This window comes from Lentzea flava, from assembly GCF_014648475.1.
Taxonomy (GTDB): domain Bacteria; phylum Actinomycetota; class Actinomycetes; order Mycobacteriales; family Pseudonocardiaceae; genus Lentzea; species Lentzea flava.
In genome coordinates this window covers 1-14,308 of record NZ_BMRE01000068.1, presented here as the reverse complement: position 1 = coordinate 14,308, position 14,308 = coordinate 1, and the positions used below count along the sequence as shown (strand labels likewise).

The 14,308-nt window shown below is 69.2% G+C and carries 14 protein-coding genes and 1 riboswitch; of the genes, 9 read left to right on the top strand and 5 right to left on the bottom strand.

Annotated elements, in window-relative coordinates; translation table 11 throughout:
* Nucleotides 1–2 precede the first annotated feature (2 nt).
* Nucleotides 3–114, bottom strand: a riboswitch (TPP riboswitch).
* Between the two features lie 26 nt (nt 115–140).
* Nucleotides 141–782 (top strand): thiamine phosphate synthase, encoded by a 642-nt coding sequence (gene thiE, locus IEZ09_RS40900; protein ID WP_189259229.1) that lies wholly within the window; start codon nt 141–143, stop codon nt 780–782.
* A gap of 31 nt (nt 783–813) precedes the next feature.
* Nucleotides 814–1,575, top strand: a complete 762-nt coding sequence (locus tag IEZ09_RS40895; protein WP_189259228.1) for a dioxygenase family protein — start codon at nt 814–816, stop codon at nt 1,573–1,575.
* A gap of 1 nt (nt 1,576) precedes the next feature.
* On the opposite strand, the gene IEZ09_RS40890 is transcribed toward IEZ09_RS40895, so the two are convergent.
* A complete protein-coding gene (locus tag IEZ09_RS40890; protein ID WP_189259227.1) occupies nt 1,577–2,728 on the bottom strand; it encodes a S1 family peptidase in 1,152 nt (383 codons plus the stop codon).
* Between the two features lie 359 nt (nt 2,729–3,087).
* On the bottom strand, nt 3,088–3,708 hold the full coding sequence (locus IEZ09_RS40885) for a hypothetical protein (protein ID WP_189259226.1): 621 nt from the start codon (nt 3,706–3,708) through the stop codon (nt 3,088–3,090).
* On the opposite strand from IEZ09_RS40885, the gene IEZ09_RS40880 reads away from it, so the two are divergent.
* Both IEZ09_RS40880 and IEZ09_RS40875 read left to right on the top strand, forming a co-directional pair.
* Nucleotides 3,643–4,572, top strand: a complete 930-nt coding sequence (locus IEZ09_RS40880; protein WP_189259225.1) for a threonine ammonia-lyase — start codon at nt 3,643–3,645, stop codon at nt 4,570–4,572. The two genes, IEZ09_RS40885 and IEZ09_RS40880, sit on opposite strands and share 66 nt — an antisense overlap.
* Nucleotides 4,569–5,474 (top strand): threonine ammonia-lyase, encoded by a 906-nt coding sequence (locus tag IEZ09_RS40875; RefSeq protein WP_189259224.1) that lies wholly within the window; start codon nt 4,569–4,571, stop codon nt 5,472–5,474. The genes IEZ09_RS40880 and IEZ09_RS40875 overlap by 4 nt, the downstream gene beginning before the upstream one ends.
* On the opposite strand, the gene IEZ09_RS40870 is transcribed toward IEZ09_RS40875, so the two are convergent.
* The 3 genes from IEZ09_RS40870 to IEZ09_RS40860 are packed head-to-tail and all read right to left on the bottom strand — an operon-like array spanning nt 5,390 to nt 8,432.
* Nucleotides 5,390–6,226 carry a class I SAM-dependent methyltransferase gene (locus IEZ09_RS40870; RefSeq protein WP_229813400.1) on the bottom strand — a complete coding sequence of 279 codons (837 nt, stop codon included), beginning with the start codon at nt 6,224–6,226 and terminating at the stop codon, nt 5,390–5,392. The genes IEZ09_RS40875 and IEZ09_RS40870 overlap by 85 nt on opposite strands.
* Nucleotides 6,223–7,617: an MFS transporter gene (locus IEZ09_RS40865; protein WP_189259250.1), complete on the bottom strand. Its 1,395-nt coding sequence runs from the start codon at nt 7,615–7,617 to the stop codon at nt 6,223–6,225. Before IEZ09_RS40865 ends, IEZ09_RS40870 begins: the two co-directional genes overlap by 4 nt.
* 59 nt (nt 7,618–7,676) lie before the next feature.
* On the bottom strand, nt 7,677–8,432 hold the full coding sequence (locus IEZ09_RS40860) for a GntR family transcriptional regulator (RefSeq protein WP_030470948.1): 756 nt from the start codon (nt 8,430–8,432) through the stop codon (nt 7,677–7,679).
* 222 nt (nt 8,433–8,654) lie between these two features.
* On the opposite strand from IEZ09_RS40860, the gene IEZ09_RS40855 reads away from it, so the two are divergent.
* Genes IEZ09_RS40855 through IEZ09_RS40835 form a run of 5 tightly spaced genes read left to right on the top strand, consistent with a single transcriptional unit; the run spans nt 8,655 to nt 14,221 of the window.
* Complete coding sequence (locus IEZ09_RS40855; protein WP_189259223.1) at nt 8,655–9,929, top strand: sugar ABC transporter substrate-binding protein; 1,275 nt, start codon at nt 8,655–8,657, stop codon at nt 9,927–9,929.
* Between the two features lie 10 nt (nt 9,930–9,939).
* Nucleotides 9,940–10,941 (top strand): carbohydrate ABC transporter permease, encoded by a 1,002-nt coding sequence (locus IEZ09_RS40850; RefSeq protein WP_189259222.1) that lies wholly within the window; start codon nt 9,940–9,942, stop codon nt 10,939–10,941.
* Complete coding sequence (locus IEZ09_RS40845) at nt 10,941–11,759, top strand: carbohydrate ABC transporter permease (RefSeq protein WP_189259221.1); 819 nt, start codon at nt 10,941–10,943, stop codon at nt 11,757–11,759. Before IEZ09_RS40850 ends, IEZ09_RS40845 begins: the two co-directional genes overlap by 1 nt.
* 3 nt (nt 11,760–11,762) lie before the next feature.
* The gene (locus tag IEZ09_RS40840) at nt 11,763–13,181 is read left to right on the top strand and encodes a glycoside hydrolase family 3 protein (protein ID WP_189259220.1); all 1,419 of its coding nucleotides are present in this window, start codon (nt 11,763–11,765) and stop codon (nt 13,179–13,181) included.
* On the top strand, nt 13,178–14,221 hold the full coding sequence (locus IEZ09_RS40835; protein ID WP_189259219.1) for an SIS domain-containing protein: 1,044 nt from the start codon (nt 13,178–13,180) through the stop codon (nt 14,219–14,221). The genes IEZ09_RS40840 and IEZ09_RS40835 overlap by 4 nt, the downstream gene beginning before the upstream one ends.
* The last annotated feature ends 87 nt before the right edge of the window (nt 14,222–14,308 follow it).

Here is a 14,308-nt window from a genome sequence, read left to right as displayed (position 1 = left end):
CTGCTCAAGGCATTCACGCTCCCTGCGCCGGCATGACCCGGATCAGGTTCGACGGTCGGAGCGAACCACGCTCCCTCTCAGCCCGGTCTTCTCCAGGCTCCCGTGCGGACCGACACCAACATAACGGTTACGGTGCGACCGTGCCAGGACTCGACGGAAACCTGATCAGGCAACGACTCGCCGACGCGACGCTCTACCTCTGCACGCCGAACCGGCCTGATCTGGCCGAGTTCGCGGACGCGGCCCTCGCCGGCGGCGTCGACATCATCCAGTTGCGGGACAAGTCACTCGAGGCGAAGCAGGAGATCGCGGCGCTGGAGATCCTCGCCGAGGCCTGCGACAGCCACGGCAAGCTCCTCGCCGTCAACGACCGCGCGGACATCGCGTACGCGGTGCGGGCGGATGTGCTGCACCTCGGCCAGGACGACCTGCCGGTCTCGTGCGCGCGCCACATCATCGGCGAGCACCCGGTGATCGGCCGGTCCACGCACGACGTCGACCAGATGCAGGCCGCGGCGACCCAGCACGGCGTGGACTACTTCTGCACCGGCCCGTGCTGGCCGACGCCGACCAAGCCCGGCCGTCCGGCGCCGGGGCTCGACCTCGTGCGGGCCACCAAGGGCATGCGGCGGTCGTGGTTCGCGATCGGGGGCATCGACCTGGAGAACCTCCACGAGGTCAAGGCCGCCGGAGCGACGCGGGTCGTCGTCGTGCGGGCCATCACGGAGGCCGAGGACCCGCGCAAGGCCGCCGAGTTGTTCAAAACTGAACTTAGTCGTTGAAATTTGAACAAACAGGCGTACGCTCGACGACGTGAGCGCACCTGTGCTGTACCTGAGCCACGGGGCACCCCCGCTGGCTGACGACGAGAAGTGGACCAGAGAGCTCAGGGACTGGTCCGCCACGCTCCCGCGCCCGGAGGCCGTGCTCATGGTCTCCGCGCACTGGGAGGAGGCGCCGACCACCATCGGCGCGACGACGACCGTGCCGCTGGTCTACGACTTCTGGGGTTTCCCGCAGCGGTACTACGAGGTCACGTACGAGGCGCCGGGTGCGCCCGAGCTCGCCGAGGACGTCCGCAAGCTCCTCGGCGGGCACGTCGAGCAGGACCCCGCGCGCGGCCTCGACCACGGCGCCTACGTGCCGTTGAAGGAGATGTTCCCCGAGGCCGACGTGCCGGTGCTGCAGCTGTCGATGCCGACGCTCGACCCGCGCGAGTTGCACGAGATCGGGCGGAAGCTCGCGCCGTTGCGCGACCAGAACGTGCTGATCGTCGGCAGCGGGTTCATGACCCACAACCTGAGCTGCGTGCACTTCGACCGGGGCACGGACTACGAGCCGCCGTCGTGGTCGAAGGAGTTCGACGACTGGGCGAACCAGCAGCTGGCGAACGGCGACGTGGACGCGTTGCTCGACTTCCAGCAGAAGGCGCCCGCGGCCGGGATCGCACACCCGCGGACCGAGCACTTCGCACCGCTGTTCGTGGCTCTCGGCGCTGCGAGCGACGAGAAAGCCCGTACCAGCGTTGAAGGCTTCTGGTACGGGCTCTCGAAACGATCCGTGCAGTTCAGTTAGGTCATCCGGTCACGAGACGCAGGCCGTAGCGCGACAGGATCGGGTTCACCGGCTGGAAGTACGTGGTGCCACCGGAGGAGCAGTTGCCGGAACCACCGGACGTCACGCCCTGGGCCTGGCCCCAGCCGGAGCCCGCCACCCACGAGCCACCGGAGTCACCGGGCTCCGCGCAGACGTTGGTGCGGGTCAGGCCGCGGACCGTGCCCTGCGGGTAGTTCACCGTCTGGTTCTTGGCCTGGACGCTGCCGCAGTGCCAGCCGGTGGTCGAGCCGGAGCGGCAGATCTGCGCGCCGACGGCGGCCTCTGACGAGCCCTTGACGATCACGTTCGCGCCGCCGTAGCGGTTGACCCACGGCCGCGGGGTCCAGTTCGCGTTGGTGCGGACGTGCGCGTAGTCGTTGCCGGGGAAGACCGAGGCGGCGAACGTGCCGGCCGCGACGCGGTTGTAGCCGGAGACGGCGGTGCCGGCGCGGCCGCAGTGACCCGCGGTCACGAAGCCGCCCTGGACGGAGAAGCCGAGCGAGCAGCGGCCGCCGCCCATGTAGATCGCGTCACCGCCGCGCAGGTCGTACAGCGGCTTCGGGCTCTCGGTCACCTCTTCGACGGTGACGGTCGAACCGATGGACTTCGCGGTGGCGATGAACTTGTCCGCCGCGGCGTCGCGGGCGTTCTTGTTCACCTCGATCACGACGCTGTTGGACTTCTCGTCCACGCGCCAGCTGGTGATCGCGGAAGGAGCGCTCATGAGGTCGAGCACCGACTTGGTGCCGTTGAGCTGGGTGAGCGAGTTCTTGACGACCTGGACGTCGGCGCCGCTCACGGAGAGTCCCGACTTGGTCACGGCGACGGTCAGCCTGCCGCTCGTCTGGTCGATCCACGCTCCGCCGAACGCGTCGCCCAGCGAGGTCTTCGCCTGCTCGGCGAGTTCGCTCGACTTCTGGTCACTGGCCAACCGGACGCGGGCCTGCTCAGCGTTCAGGCCCAAATCACGCTGGACCGCTTGGAGCAATTCGGCCGGGTAGCTCTCCGTGTCGGAACCGGTTGGGGCGACTGGTGCGGCAGGGGCGCCAAACGCCGGTACGCTGAGAGCAGTCACGACTCCGGTGGCGAGCAGAACGGCACCGGTAATACGGGCCGCACTCGTGCGGTTCATCAGACGTCTCCCTCACTTTCGGGTGCAGGGGAACCCGAGAGATCGGTTGCAGGGACCTCTCTCGGGGGCTCTAGGGGGACGGGTGGTGGGGCGGCGGCAGGGGTCGCCCCACCCCTCCAATCCCCAGTTCTTCCTCGTGTCTTGCGAGGGCGCCGCGCTCAAGTGGTCTCGCCACGAGCCTCATCCGCCCTCCTCCCGGTCTCTTCCGGACCGAATCCTTCGCCCGTTCGAGTGACGTTACAGGGCTGTTACCTATGACGCCTCGCATCGATCGTGGACGAAGTGTGTCACAGCTCACGACAGATCAACTGCGGTGCGTAGCAATTGACAGTTAACTATCGCTCAATGTAGTGATGTGATCACCGAATGGGGTCGACAGTTGACGTCGGCGCCGAGCTGTCGGTCGGCTGTCGGGATCCTGTCGACGTCGTGGTCGGTCCGGTCGTCGTGGTGCTTTCGGCGGGCGACTGACCGGACGTGCTCGGAGGGGCCGTCACGGTGATCGTTTCGATCTTCGTCGTCTCGATGCGGGTCTCGGTGTGAGTGCTCGTGGTGGGCTTCGGCGCCGGATCCGCCGACGTGGGTTTGCCGGTGACGAGCTGAACGCTCGTGACGGCGAGGACGGTCACCACGAAAGCGAGCAGGCCGCCGACCGCGATGACCTGCCAACGCTTCTCGCGTTCCATCGACCGTTGATAGAGGACGGCGCCCACTGTGGTCACCACACTCGCGAGGACCGCGCCGATGATGGTGCCGACGACGTTGAGGCGAAGGCTCAGCACTGCCGCGGTGACGGCGGCGAGCACACTCGCGACGAGCTTGACGGGGGTGATCTTCTCCTTCTCAGCCATGACATTCGTGGGACGTCGGGCACAGTTCACCGGTTGTGCGCCGGTGACGTGCATCATCAACACATGCGCCTGGTGACTCTCGAAGACATTCACGCGGCCGCCGCTGCGATCGCGCCGCACGTCGTCCACACGCCGTTGCTGCCGTTCGACTCGTCGCTGTGGATCAAACCCGAGTGCCTGCAACCGATCGGAGCCTTCAAGCAGCGCGGCGCCGTGAACGCGTTGTCGCGCATACCTTCCGAAGCCCGTGCCCGTGGTGTCGTGGCGTATTCGAGCGGTAACCACGCGCAAGCGGTCGCTCACGCCGCCAAGCTGCTCGGAATGCCCGCGGCGATCGTCGTCCCGTCGAACACCCCGCAGCTGAAGATCGACGCCACGCTCGCCTGGGGTGCCGAGGTCTTCGTCGTCGGCATCACCGAACGCGAATCGCGCGCCTACGAGCTGGTGGAGGAGCGCGGCGCCACGTTGATCCCGCCGTTCGACCACCCGGACGTGATCGCGGGCCAGGGCACCATCGGCCTGGAGATCTGCGCCGATCTCCCCGAGGTCGCGACCGTCCTGGTCCCGGTGAGCGGCGGCGGCCTGATCTCCGGCGTCGCGACGGCCGTGAAGTCCTTGCGCCCCAACGCCCGCGTGATCGGCGTCGAACCGGAACTCGCCGCGGACACCGCCGCGTCGTTCGCCGCCGGATCCCTGACCCGCTGGGACGCGCACGACCGCGCCCGCACCATCGCCGACGGCCTGCGCGCCGAACCGTCCGAGCTGACCTTCGCGCACATCCGCGAGCACGTCGACGACATCATCACGGTGACCGAGGACGAGATCCGTTCGGCGATCAAGGAAATCGCCCGCCGCACGCGGGTCGTGTCCGAGCCCAGCGGTGCCGTTCCCGTTGCGGCGTACCTGAACCGCTCGCTGCCCGCCGGTCCGACCGTCGCCGTCGTGTCGGGCGGCAACATCGAGCCCGCGCTGCTCGCGTCGATCCTCGGATGATCTCCCTCGACGACATCCGTTCGGCGGCAAGGGTGATCGCGCCGCACGTGGTGCGCACACCGTTGCTGCCGCACGGATCCTGCTGGCTCAAGCCGGAGTCGCTGCAGCCGATCGGCGCCTTCAAGCTCCGCGGTGCGCTGAACGCGTTGGCACGCCTGGAAAACCGCTCGAACGGCGTCGTCGCGTACTCCAGCGGCAACCACGCGCAGGCCGTGGCCTACGCGGCGCGCCTGCACGGTGTGCCCGCGGCGATCGTGATGCCCTCCAACACCCCGGAGGTGAAGATCGAGGCGACCCGTGCCCTGGGAGCCGAGGTCTTCATCGTCGGCATCACCGAACGCGTGGAGCGCGCCGAGGCACTGGTCGCCGAACGCGGCGCCGCCCTGATCCCGCCGTTCGACCACCCGGACGTGATCGCGGGCCAGGGCACCATCGGCCTGGAGATCCTGGAGGACCTGCCGTCCGTCGACGCGGTCGTGGTGCCGATGTCCGGTGGCGGGCTGGTCTCCGGCGTCGCCACGGCGATCAAGGCGCTACGCCCGGACGTCCGCGTGATCGGCGCCGAGCCCGCGCTGGCGGCCGACATCGCCGACTCGCTGCGGGCGGGTGCGCTGGTGCGCTGGGATCCCGTGGAACGAGCCCGGACGGTTGCCGACGCGCTGCGCGACGAGCCGTCCGCGTTGACGTGGGAGCACATCAGCGAGCTCGTCGACGACGTGATCACGGTGACCGAGGACGAGATCCTCGCCGCGATGGCCGGCCTGGTGCGCGGGGCACGGCTCGTGGCCGAGCCCAGCGGAGCCGTTTCCGTTGCGGCTCAGGCGAAGTTCGGATCCGGCGTGGCGATCGTGTCCGGCGGCAACGTCGATCCAGCGCTGCTCGCTCGGGTGCTGGCCGCCTGACCGGCGATCACGTGCGTCAGCGCGGCCACCCGCCGGTACGGGTCGGTCGCGCCGGCGCGTTCCTCGCACGCCAACAGCGCCTGGAGTTCGCGTTCATCGGGCACCGGGGCTTCGTCGGCCGCGGTGTCGGTGAACACCCGCACGCCGTACCAGGCGCGCACGCGCATCCCCCGGTCCGCCAGCGAGGCGGTGAGGTCGTCGAGGCGATCGGCGCGGGCCGTCACGCCGAGGCGGTTGTCGTACGACGAGCTCTCGAACGCCTGCCGCGCCGCGGCCCAGTCGCCGAGCAGACCCGGCCGCATCGCCAGGGCGTCGCCGTTGCGCACCAGCAACGAGAGCACGCCGTCCGGTGCGACCAGCCCGACCAGGTCGTCCAGCAACGGCTCCGGATCGGCGAAGTACATCAGCACGCCGTGGCACAGCACCACGTCGAAGCTCCCGGCGAACGATGCCAGGTTCCGCGCGTCGTCCTGAACCAGCCGCACCCGTGCCCTGACGTCGTCCGGCTCGCCTTCGAGGGCACGCCCCAGGTCGTCCAGCAGGGCAGGTGAGGAGTCCAGGCCCGTCACGTGGTGACCGTTCCTGGCGAGCCGCAGCACCTGAGTGCCCTGGCCGCAGCCCACGTCCAGGACGCGCGACCGCGGCGGCAGGTGAGCGGCCAGCTGCCTGGCCACCAGTTCCTGGCGGACGACCTGCCGCAGCGTGCCCAGGCGGGCCCTCCAGCGCTCCTCTCCCGCCGCGAAGCCGGTCACCGCACTGCCCGACCACCTGACCGGACGTGCGTGGGCGGTCCCTCGACCCCGCAGTGCAGGCAGTCGCCGGGATGCGGGTTGTCCGGCTGCTCGTGCTCCGCGGCCAGCACCCGGTTGTCGACGCCCAGCGCGAGCAGGCCGCCCGCGATCGACGCGACCGCGCACAGCACGAGGGCCATCTGCCAGCCGGAGGTCATGACCGCCGGGTTCGTGTAGTCGTCGCCCGACAGGCCGACGGCGGCGGGCAGCACGGCCATCGCGAGCAGGCTGCCGGTTCGCGCGACGGCGTTGTTCACGCCGGACGCGACGCCCGCGTGGTGGTCGGGGGCCGCGGCGAGCACGGTCGCCGTCACCGGCGCCACCACGGCGGCCAGGCCGATGCCGAACACCAGCACGCCCGGCAGGACGCCGGTCAGGTAGCTCGAACCGGGTTCGGCTCCGCGCAGCAGCAGCATGCCCAGACCGACCAGGATCGGACCGATGATCAGCTGCAGCCGCGGGCCGTGGCGCTGAGCGAGCTTCCCCGAGGTCGACGACGCCAGCAGCATGATGATCGTGATCGGCACGCTGGCCAGGCCCGAGGCGGTCGGCGAGTAGCCCAGCGAGATCTGCAGCTGCAACACGAGCAGCACCATCACGCCGCCGAGCGCCGCGTACACGAGGAACGTCAGAACGTTGGAAAGCAGGAACGTTCGATTGTTGAACAATTCTACAGGGACGAGCGGGTCGTGGGACCGCTTCTGGAGCACGCCGAACGCCACCATCGCCAGCAGTCCGAGGATTGTCACAACGTAGGATTGTTCAACAATCCCACCTGTCAACAATGCGAGCCCCAAGGCCCCCACCAGCGCGGACAGGTAGTTGGGATGACCGGCGGACTCGTCACGAGACTCCGGCACCGAACGCAGGGCGAGCCACACGCACAGCGCGGCGACGGGCAGGTTCACCAGGAACGCGAGCCGCCACGACCAGGCCTGGACCAGCAGCCCGCCCACGAGCGGCCCGACCGCCGTGGCGACACCGGAAAGCCCTGACCACGCACCGATCGCCCGCGACCGGTCCTCCCGGTTGAACGACGACTGCAGGATCGCCAGCGCACCCGGCGTCAGCAGCGCCGCGCCGACACCCTGCAGCACGCGGGCGGCCACCAGCACCGGCACGTTCCACGCGGCCCCGCACAACAGCGAGGCGGCACCGAACCAGATCACGCCGATCACGTAGACCCGCCGCCGCCCGAACCGGTCACCCAGCGACCCCGCGATCAGGATCAGCGACGCGAGCGCGAGCAGGTACCCGTTCAGGATCCACTGCAGATCGGTGACCGACGCGGTGAACTCCGCGCCGATCCTGGGCAGCGCCACGTTGACGATCGTGCCGTCGAGCATCGCCATGCCGGAGCCGAGGATCGTCGTGGCCAGCACCGCGCGGGCGCGCGGTGTGCCCCAGGCGATCAAGACGGCCGGTTCAGCGTGGCGACGAACTTGTACCGGTCACCGCGGTACACCGAGCGCACCCACTCGATGGGGTTGCCCTCGGTGTCGAACGAGTGCCGGGACAGCAGCAGCATCGGCAGGCCGATGTCGGCGCCGAGCAGTTCTGCCTCTTCCGGCGACGCGAGCGCGGTCTCGATCGTCTCCTCGGCGTGTCCCATCTCGACACCGAACCGCTCGGACAGCACCTGGTACAGCGAGGCGCCGGGAGCCAGGTAACGCCGCAGGCCGCGGAACCGGCCCAGCGCCAGGTGCGTGGTCTCGATCGCCATCGGCTCGTTGTCGGCGAGGCGCAGGCGGTGCAGGCGCAGCACCTTCGCGCCGGGCCGCACGCCGAGCAGCCGGGCGAGCTCGGCTTCCGCCGGCATCTCGGAGGCCTCGATCAGCTTGGACGACGGCACGCGGCCCTGGGCGCGCATGTCCTCTGTGTACGAAGACAGCTGCAACCTCTGGGCGACCTTGGGCTCGGCCGCGAAGGTGCCCTTGCCCTGCACCCGGAGCAGCCGGCCCTCCACCGTCAGCTCGGCAAGCGCTTGCCGGACCGTCGTCCTGGAGACGTCGAACTCCGCCGCCAGCGACCGTTCCGTGGGGATCGGTGAGCCGGGCGGCAGTGCCCTCAACAGGTCGAGCAGGTGCCGCTTGAGACCCCAGTACTTCGGCTCGCGCTGCGCACGCGTCCTGGCGTCCACGCCTGATGCAGGCGTCGTCTCCAGCATGGCCTCCTCCTCGCACTCACGTCACGCCCCACAAGGATGCCTTGTCCGGGTCGTTTCGTGCGTTCGAACCCCCGCCAATCGACACGAAATTGGTCCGACGACTCCGCAACGCTTTGGCAACGTGCTTGACAGGAGGGGTGACGCGGCACACGCTGTTCCGCATTGGTCTACACCACTTGGGCGTTCCGGCCGTGGAGCCGGGCTTGCTGAAAGGGCGCGACTGTGAAGGGCTGGAGAGGACTCGCTGCTGGTGCCGCCGCACTGGCAGTGGCCGTGTCGGGATGTGGCACGAGCACGAACAGCGGTGGCGGCGCGGCGACCAAAGAGATCACCGTGTGGCTCATGGACGGCTCCGCGGCGCCGACCCTGACCGACGCTCTGAACAAGGAGTTCGAGAGCGCGAACGGCATCAAGGTCAAGTACGAGGTCCAGAAGTGGACCGGTATCCAGGAGAAGCTGACCACCGCGCTGGCCAGCAGCACCCCGCCCGACGTCATCGAGCTCGGCAACACCCAGACGGCGAGCTTCGCCGACCAGGGCACGCTGATGGACCTCACGGCTGACGCGAGCCAGTTCAACGGCGGCGAGTGGCTCGGCGGCCTGAAGGACTCGCTGACGCTGAACGGCAAGCAGTACGGCGTGCCGTTCTACGCGGCGAACCGCACCGTCATCTACCGCACCGACCTGTTCCAGGCGGCCGGCATCGCGAAGCCGCCGACGTCGCGTGCCGAGTGGATCGACGCGATCAACAAGCTCAAGGCCGCGAACGCGTCCAACCCGGACTTCCAGGCCCTGTACCTGCCCGGTCAGTCCTGGTACTTCCTGCTCTCGCTGCTGTGGGACGAGGGCGGCGACGTCGCCAAGCAGGACGGCGGCAAGTGGACCGGCACGCTCGACACGCCGCAGTCCAAGGCGGGCTTCCAGGCCTACAAGGAGCTCTACGACGCGTCGGCCGCCAAGAAGGCCCCCGCTGACATCGACGAGGCGAAGCCCCAGCAGTACGAGGTGTTCCAGACCGGCAACGTCGGCATGATGATCGGCCTGCCGTGGGAGCTCGGCAGCGCGGTCAAGAACAAGCCGGAGCTCAAGGACAAGACCGCGGCGTTCCCGATCCCGTCGAAGAAGGCGGGCTCGACCGCGCCGGTGTTCCTCGGCGGCTCGAACCTCGCGATCCCGGCCGCCAGCAAGAACGCGGACGCCGCCAAGAAGTACCTGGCGCTGCTGTCGTCCAAGAAGTACCAGGACATGCTCGCCGAGGGCGGCGCGGTTCCCGGCACCTCGAAGGACACCTCGAAGCTCGAGTCCAACGCCGTCGGCAAGGCGCTCGCCGCCTCCGCCCCCAACGGCAAGGTCACCCCGACCACGCCGAAGTGGGCGGCCGTCGAGGCGGGCCAGAACCCGCTGAAGGACGCGCTCACCGCGTACCTGTCCGGTGCCAAGTCCCTGGACCAGGCGACGAAGGACGCGAGCGAAGCCGTCACCAAGGCCATGGGCTAGCCCAGCTGAGATGACGGCCGTCAAGACGACCGAAACAGCAGCGCCGGCCGGGGGCACCACCCCGCCGGCGCTGCCGCCTGCCGTGACGGGTGGCGCGCGCAAGCGTCGTCGCCGGGGCGGCGCCTTCGACCGGGCGCTGCCCTACCTGCTGCTGGCTCCGGCGCTCATCGCGATCCTCTGGCTGATCGGGTTCCCGGTCGTCTCGGTCTTCGTGACGAGCTTCCGCCAGCTCAACCTCGGTGAACTGGTCCGCGGCGAGATCGTGTGGACCGGCATCGACAACTACGTGACGGTGCTGCAGGACGAGCGCTTCTGGACCGTCACGCTGCGGACCGTCGTGTTCACCGTGTCCGTCGTGGGCGTGTCGGTGGGCGCGGGCCTGCTGATCGCGCTGCTGATGCGCGTGCTCACGCCGTGGGTGCGGATCCTGCTGCAGATCACGATGCTGTGCGCGTGGGCGATGCCGATCCTCGCGTCCGCCACCGTGTACATCTGGATGTTCGACCAGAACTACGGAATCCTGAACAAGACGCTGGTGAAGCTCGGTTTCGACCAGTTCGCCGGCCACTCCTGGTTCGGTTCCGGCACGTCGACGCTGTCGGTCGTCGGCCTGCTCATCGTCTGGCAGGCGATCCCGTTCCTCGCCTTCTCCCTCTACGCCGGGCTCGTGGGCGTTCCGCGCGACCTCTACGAGGCGGCGGGCATCGACGGTGCGTCCGGCTGGCAGACGTTCCGCGCGGTCACGTGGCCGGAGATCAAGTCGCTGCTGATGATGGTGACGTTCCTGTCGACGCTGTGGGACTTCAAGGTCTTCGCCCAGATCTGGGTGTTCAAGGAGGGCGGCCCGAGCGGTGAGAGCACGACGCTCGCCGTGCTGCAGTACCTGGAGGGCATCGCGAAGAGCCACTTCGGCGTGGCCGCCGCGATCAGCGTCCTGATGATGCTCATCCTGGGCCTGATCACCTTCCAGTACCTGCGCAGGCTGCTGCAGACCGAGGAGGGCAAGATCTGATGCTCAAGAAGTCTGCCGCGAACGTCGCAGGTGTCCTGCTCGCGTTGTTCTTCCTGTTCCCGACGTACTGGATGATCACGTCCGCGATGAAGCCACAGGGCTCGACGATCACGTCGGACTACGACCTCGTGCCGCTGTCGGTGACGTTCGTCAACTTCGTCACCGCGTGGACGAAGCCGGGCTTCCTGTCCGCGCTGGGCAACAGCCTGATGGTGACGCTCACCGCGGTGCTCGCCGCGATCGTCGTCGGCATCACGGCGGCGGTCGCCATGTCGCGCTTCGCCTTCCGCGGCCGCAAGAGCTTCGTGCTCCTGATGCTGGTCGCACAGATGGCGCCGTTCGAGGCGTTGCTGATCCCGATGTTCCTGATGATGCGCGATCTTCAGCTCTACGAACACCTTTCCTCCCTGGTGCTCGTGTACTTCGCGGTGACGCTGCCGTTCTGCGCGTGGACGTTGCGCGGGTTCGTCAACGGCATCCCGGTGGAGCTCGAGGAGGCCGCGATGGTCGACGGCTGCGGCCGCTGGGGCGCGTTCCAGAAGGTGACGCTGCCTCTGCTGGGGCCGGGTCTCGTCGCCACGTCGGTGTTCGCGTTCATCACCGCCTGGAACGAGTTCCTGTTCGCCAAGGTGCTGATCCGCAGCCAGGACAGGGAAACACTGCCGGTGTGGCTGTCCGGCTTCCAGACGGCGTTCGGCACCGACTGGGGTGGCGCGATGGCCGCCTCGGTGCTCTTCACGGTGCCCGCCCTCGTCTTCTTCCTGATCGTGCAGCGCAAGATGGTCGCCGGCGTCACCGCCGGTGCGGTGAAGGGATGACACGTGGATCAGTTGGCCGCTGCCGTTCTGCTGCCCGGATTTCACGGAACGACCGCCCCCGACTGGTTGCTGCGGCGGGTCGCTGACGGCCTCGGCGGCGTGGTGCTCTTCGGCCGCAACGTCGTCGACGACGCCCAGGTGACCGCCCTGTGCGGCGAGCTCCGCTCGGTGCGCCCGGACGTGGTGATCGGCATCGACGAGGAGGGCGGTGACGTCACGCGCCTGGACGCGGGGCGCGGCTCCGAGGTGCCGGGAAACCACGCCCTGGGCGCGGCGAACGACCTCGACCTCACCCGCTCGGTCGCCGCGTCGATCGGCTCGCGACTGGCGAAATGCGGTATCTCGCTGAACCTCGCGCCGTCCGCGGACCTCGTGCTGACGCTGGACGACCCGATCATCGGCGTCCGCTCGTTCGGCTCGGACCCCGTGCTCGCCGCGCGGCACGTCGCCGCGTGGGTCGAGGGACTGCAGGCCGTCGGCGTTGCCGCCTGTGCCAAGCACTTCCCCGGCCACGGAGCGTCCACTGAGGACTCCCACGAGCAGCTGCCGGTCCTGCCGCGGACCGAGGAACAGCTCCGCGCGGTGGAGCTGGTGCCGTTCCAGGCGGCCGTCAACGCGGGCGTCCGCTCGATCATGACCGGCCACCTCGTCGTCCCCGAGTGGGGCAGCGCGCCGGTGACGCTGAACAAGCACGCCATCGACCTGCTGCGCTCCGAGCTCGGCTTCACCGGTGCGGTGATCACCGACGGCCTGGACATGAAGGCCGTCGGCGGTGACCTGGCCATGGGTGCCGTCCGCGCGCTGGCCGCGGGCGTGGACGCGCTGTGCCTGGGCGGCATCGCGCTGGGCGACGAGGACCTCCAGTGGCTGATCGACTCGATCGTGGCCGCGGTGAAGTCCGGCGAGCTCTCCGAAGAGCGGCTGGCCCAGGCCGCGGCCCGGTCGCTGGCGCTCGGCCTGCCGCCGTCAACGGTCGACGCCCACGACGCTGAGATCGGTCTCACGGCCGCTCGACGTGCGATCGAGGTGCGCGGCCGGGTTAATGTCGGTACGTCTCCGGTGGTCGTCGACCTGGTGGTGGACCCGTCCATCGCCGTCGGCGACGTGCCCTGGGGCCTCGGCCCCTACCTCCGCGAGGTGCTTCCCGGCACCGAGGTGATCGCGTCCCGCGACGTCGCGGCGGAAGAAGTTGCGAAGGCAGCCGGTGACCGCACGATTGTGGTGGTGACGAGAGACGCCCACCGCCACACCGGTGCTCGACAACTGGTAACAAACTTAACTAATCTGGGCCTGGACGTGGTACACGTCGAAACCGGCGTGCCGGGTCCTGACCTGGGCAGCGTCGCCCGCATCGACACCCACGGCGGTTCTCGGGTGAGCCTCCGAGCCGCGGCCGAGCTGATCCTGAAAGGCACGACATGACCTCGCCCCAGCCTGGCCAGCACATGGCAGCGGAGATCGCCGCACAGCCGTCGATCTTCTCCTCGCTCTACGCGTCACGTTCGTCGATCGCCGAGGTCGCCAACGTGATCCGCGAGCGGGCACCGCGCTTCGTGCTGTTCGCCGCCCGCGGCTCGAGCGACCACGCGGCGATCTACGCCAAGTACCTCACCGAGATCCTCCTGCAGCTCCCGGCCGGCCTGGTCTCCGCCTCGACGACCACGCTCTACGGCGCCGAGCCCGACCTGCGCGACGTCCTGCTGATCACCGTGTCGCAGTCCGGCGGCTCCCCCGACCTGCTGGAGGTCACCGCCTCCTACCGCCGCCGGGGCGCACTGACCGTGGCCGTGACGAACACCCCGGAGTCCCCGCTCAACGCGGCGGCCGAGCTCTCCGTGGACGTCGCCGCGGGCGTCGAACACGCGGTCGCGGCCACCAAGACCTACTCGGCGACGTTGCTCGCGTTGTACCTGTTGATCGACGCCGTGCGGGGCGGCAACGGCGAGGCGGCGGCGTCGCTGGGCGACCTGGCCCAGGTGACGCTCGACCAGTCGACCCCGACCGTCGAGGAGGCCGTGCGCCGCTACCGGTTCGTGGACCGCGTTCTGACGACCGGACGTGGCTACTCCTACGCCACCGCACTGGAAGCGTCGCTGAAGCTCGCCGAGACGTCGTACCTCGCGGCTCGGGCGTACAGCGGGGCAGACCTGCTGCACGGTCCCGTGGCCGCCGTGGACGGCGAGACCGCCGTTCTGGCGATCACGTCGCTGGGCAAGGGCGGTGACTCGCTGCTGGACGCCCTGGAGGTGGTGAACCAGCGCGGCGCCGACGTCGTGGCGGTCGGTTCGGCTTCGGAGAAGGTGCCGTCCGCGTTGTCGATCGCGATCCCGGAGACCGCGGAGGAAGTGGCACCGGTGCTGGAAATCCTTCCGGTGCAACGTCTCGCGCACGGCCTGGCCCTGGCGCGCGGCGGCGACCCGGACAGCCCGCGCGGCCTGAACAAGGTCACCCGAACCCTGTGACAGCGATGAAGGGCTCCTTCATCCACCTGGTGGATTCGAGGGGTCGTCGCAACACAGGTGATCAACTGGCTTGGGCCAGGAGCATAG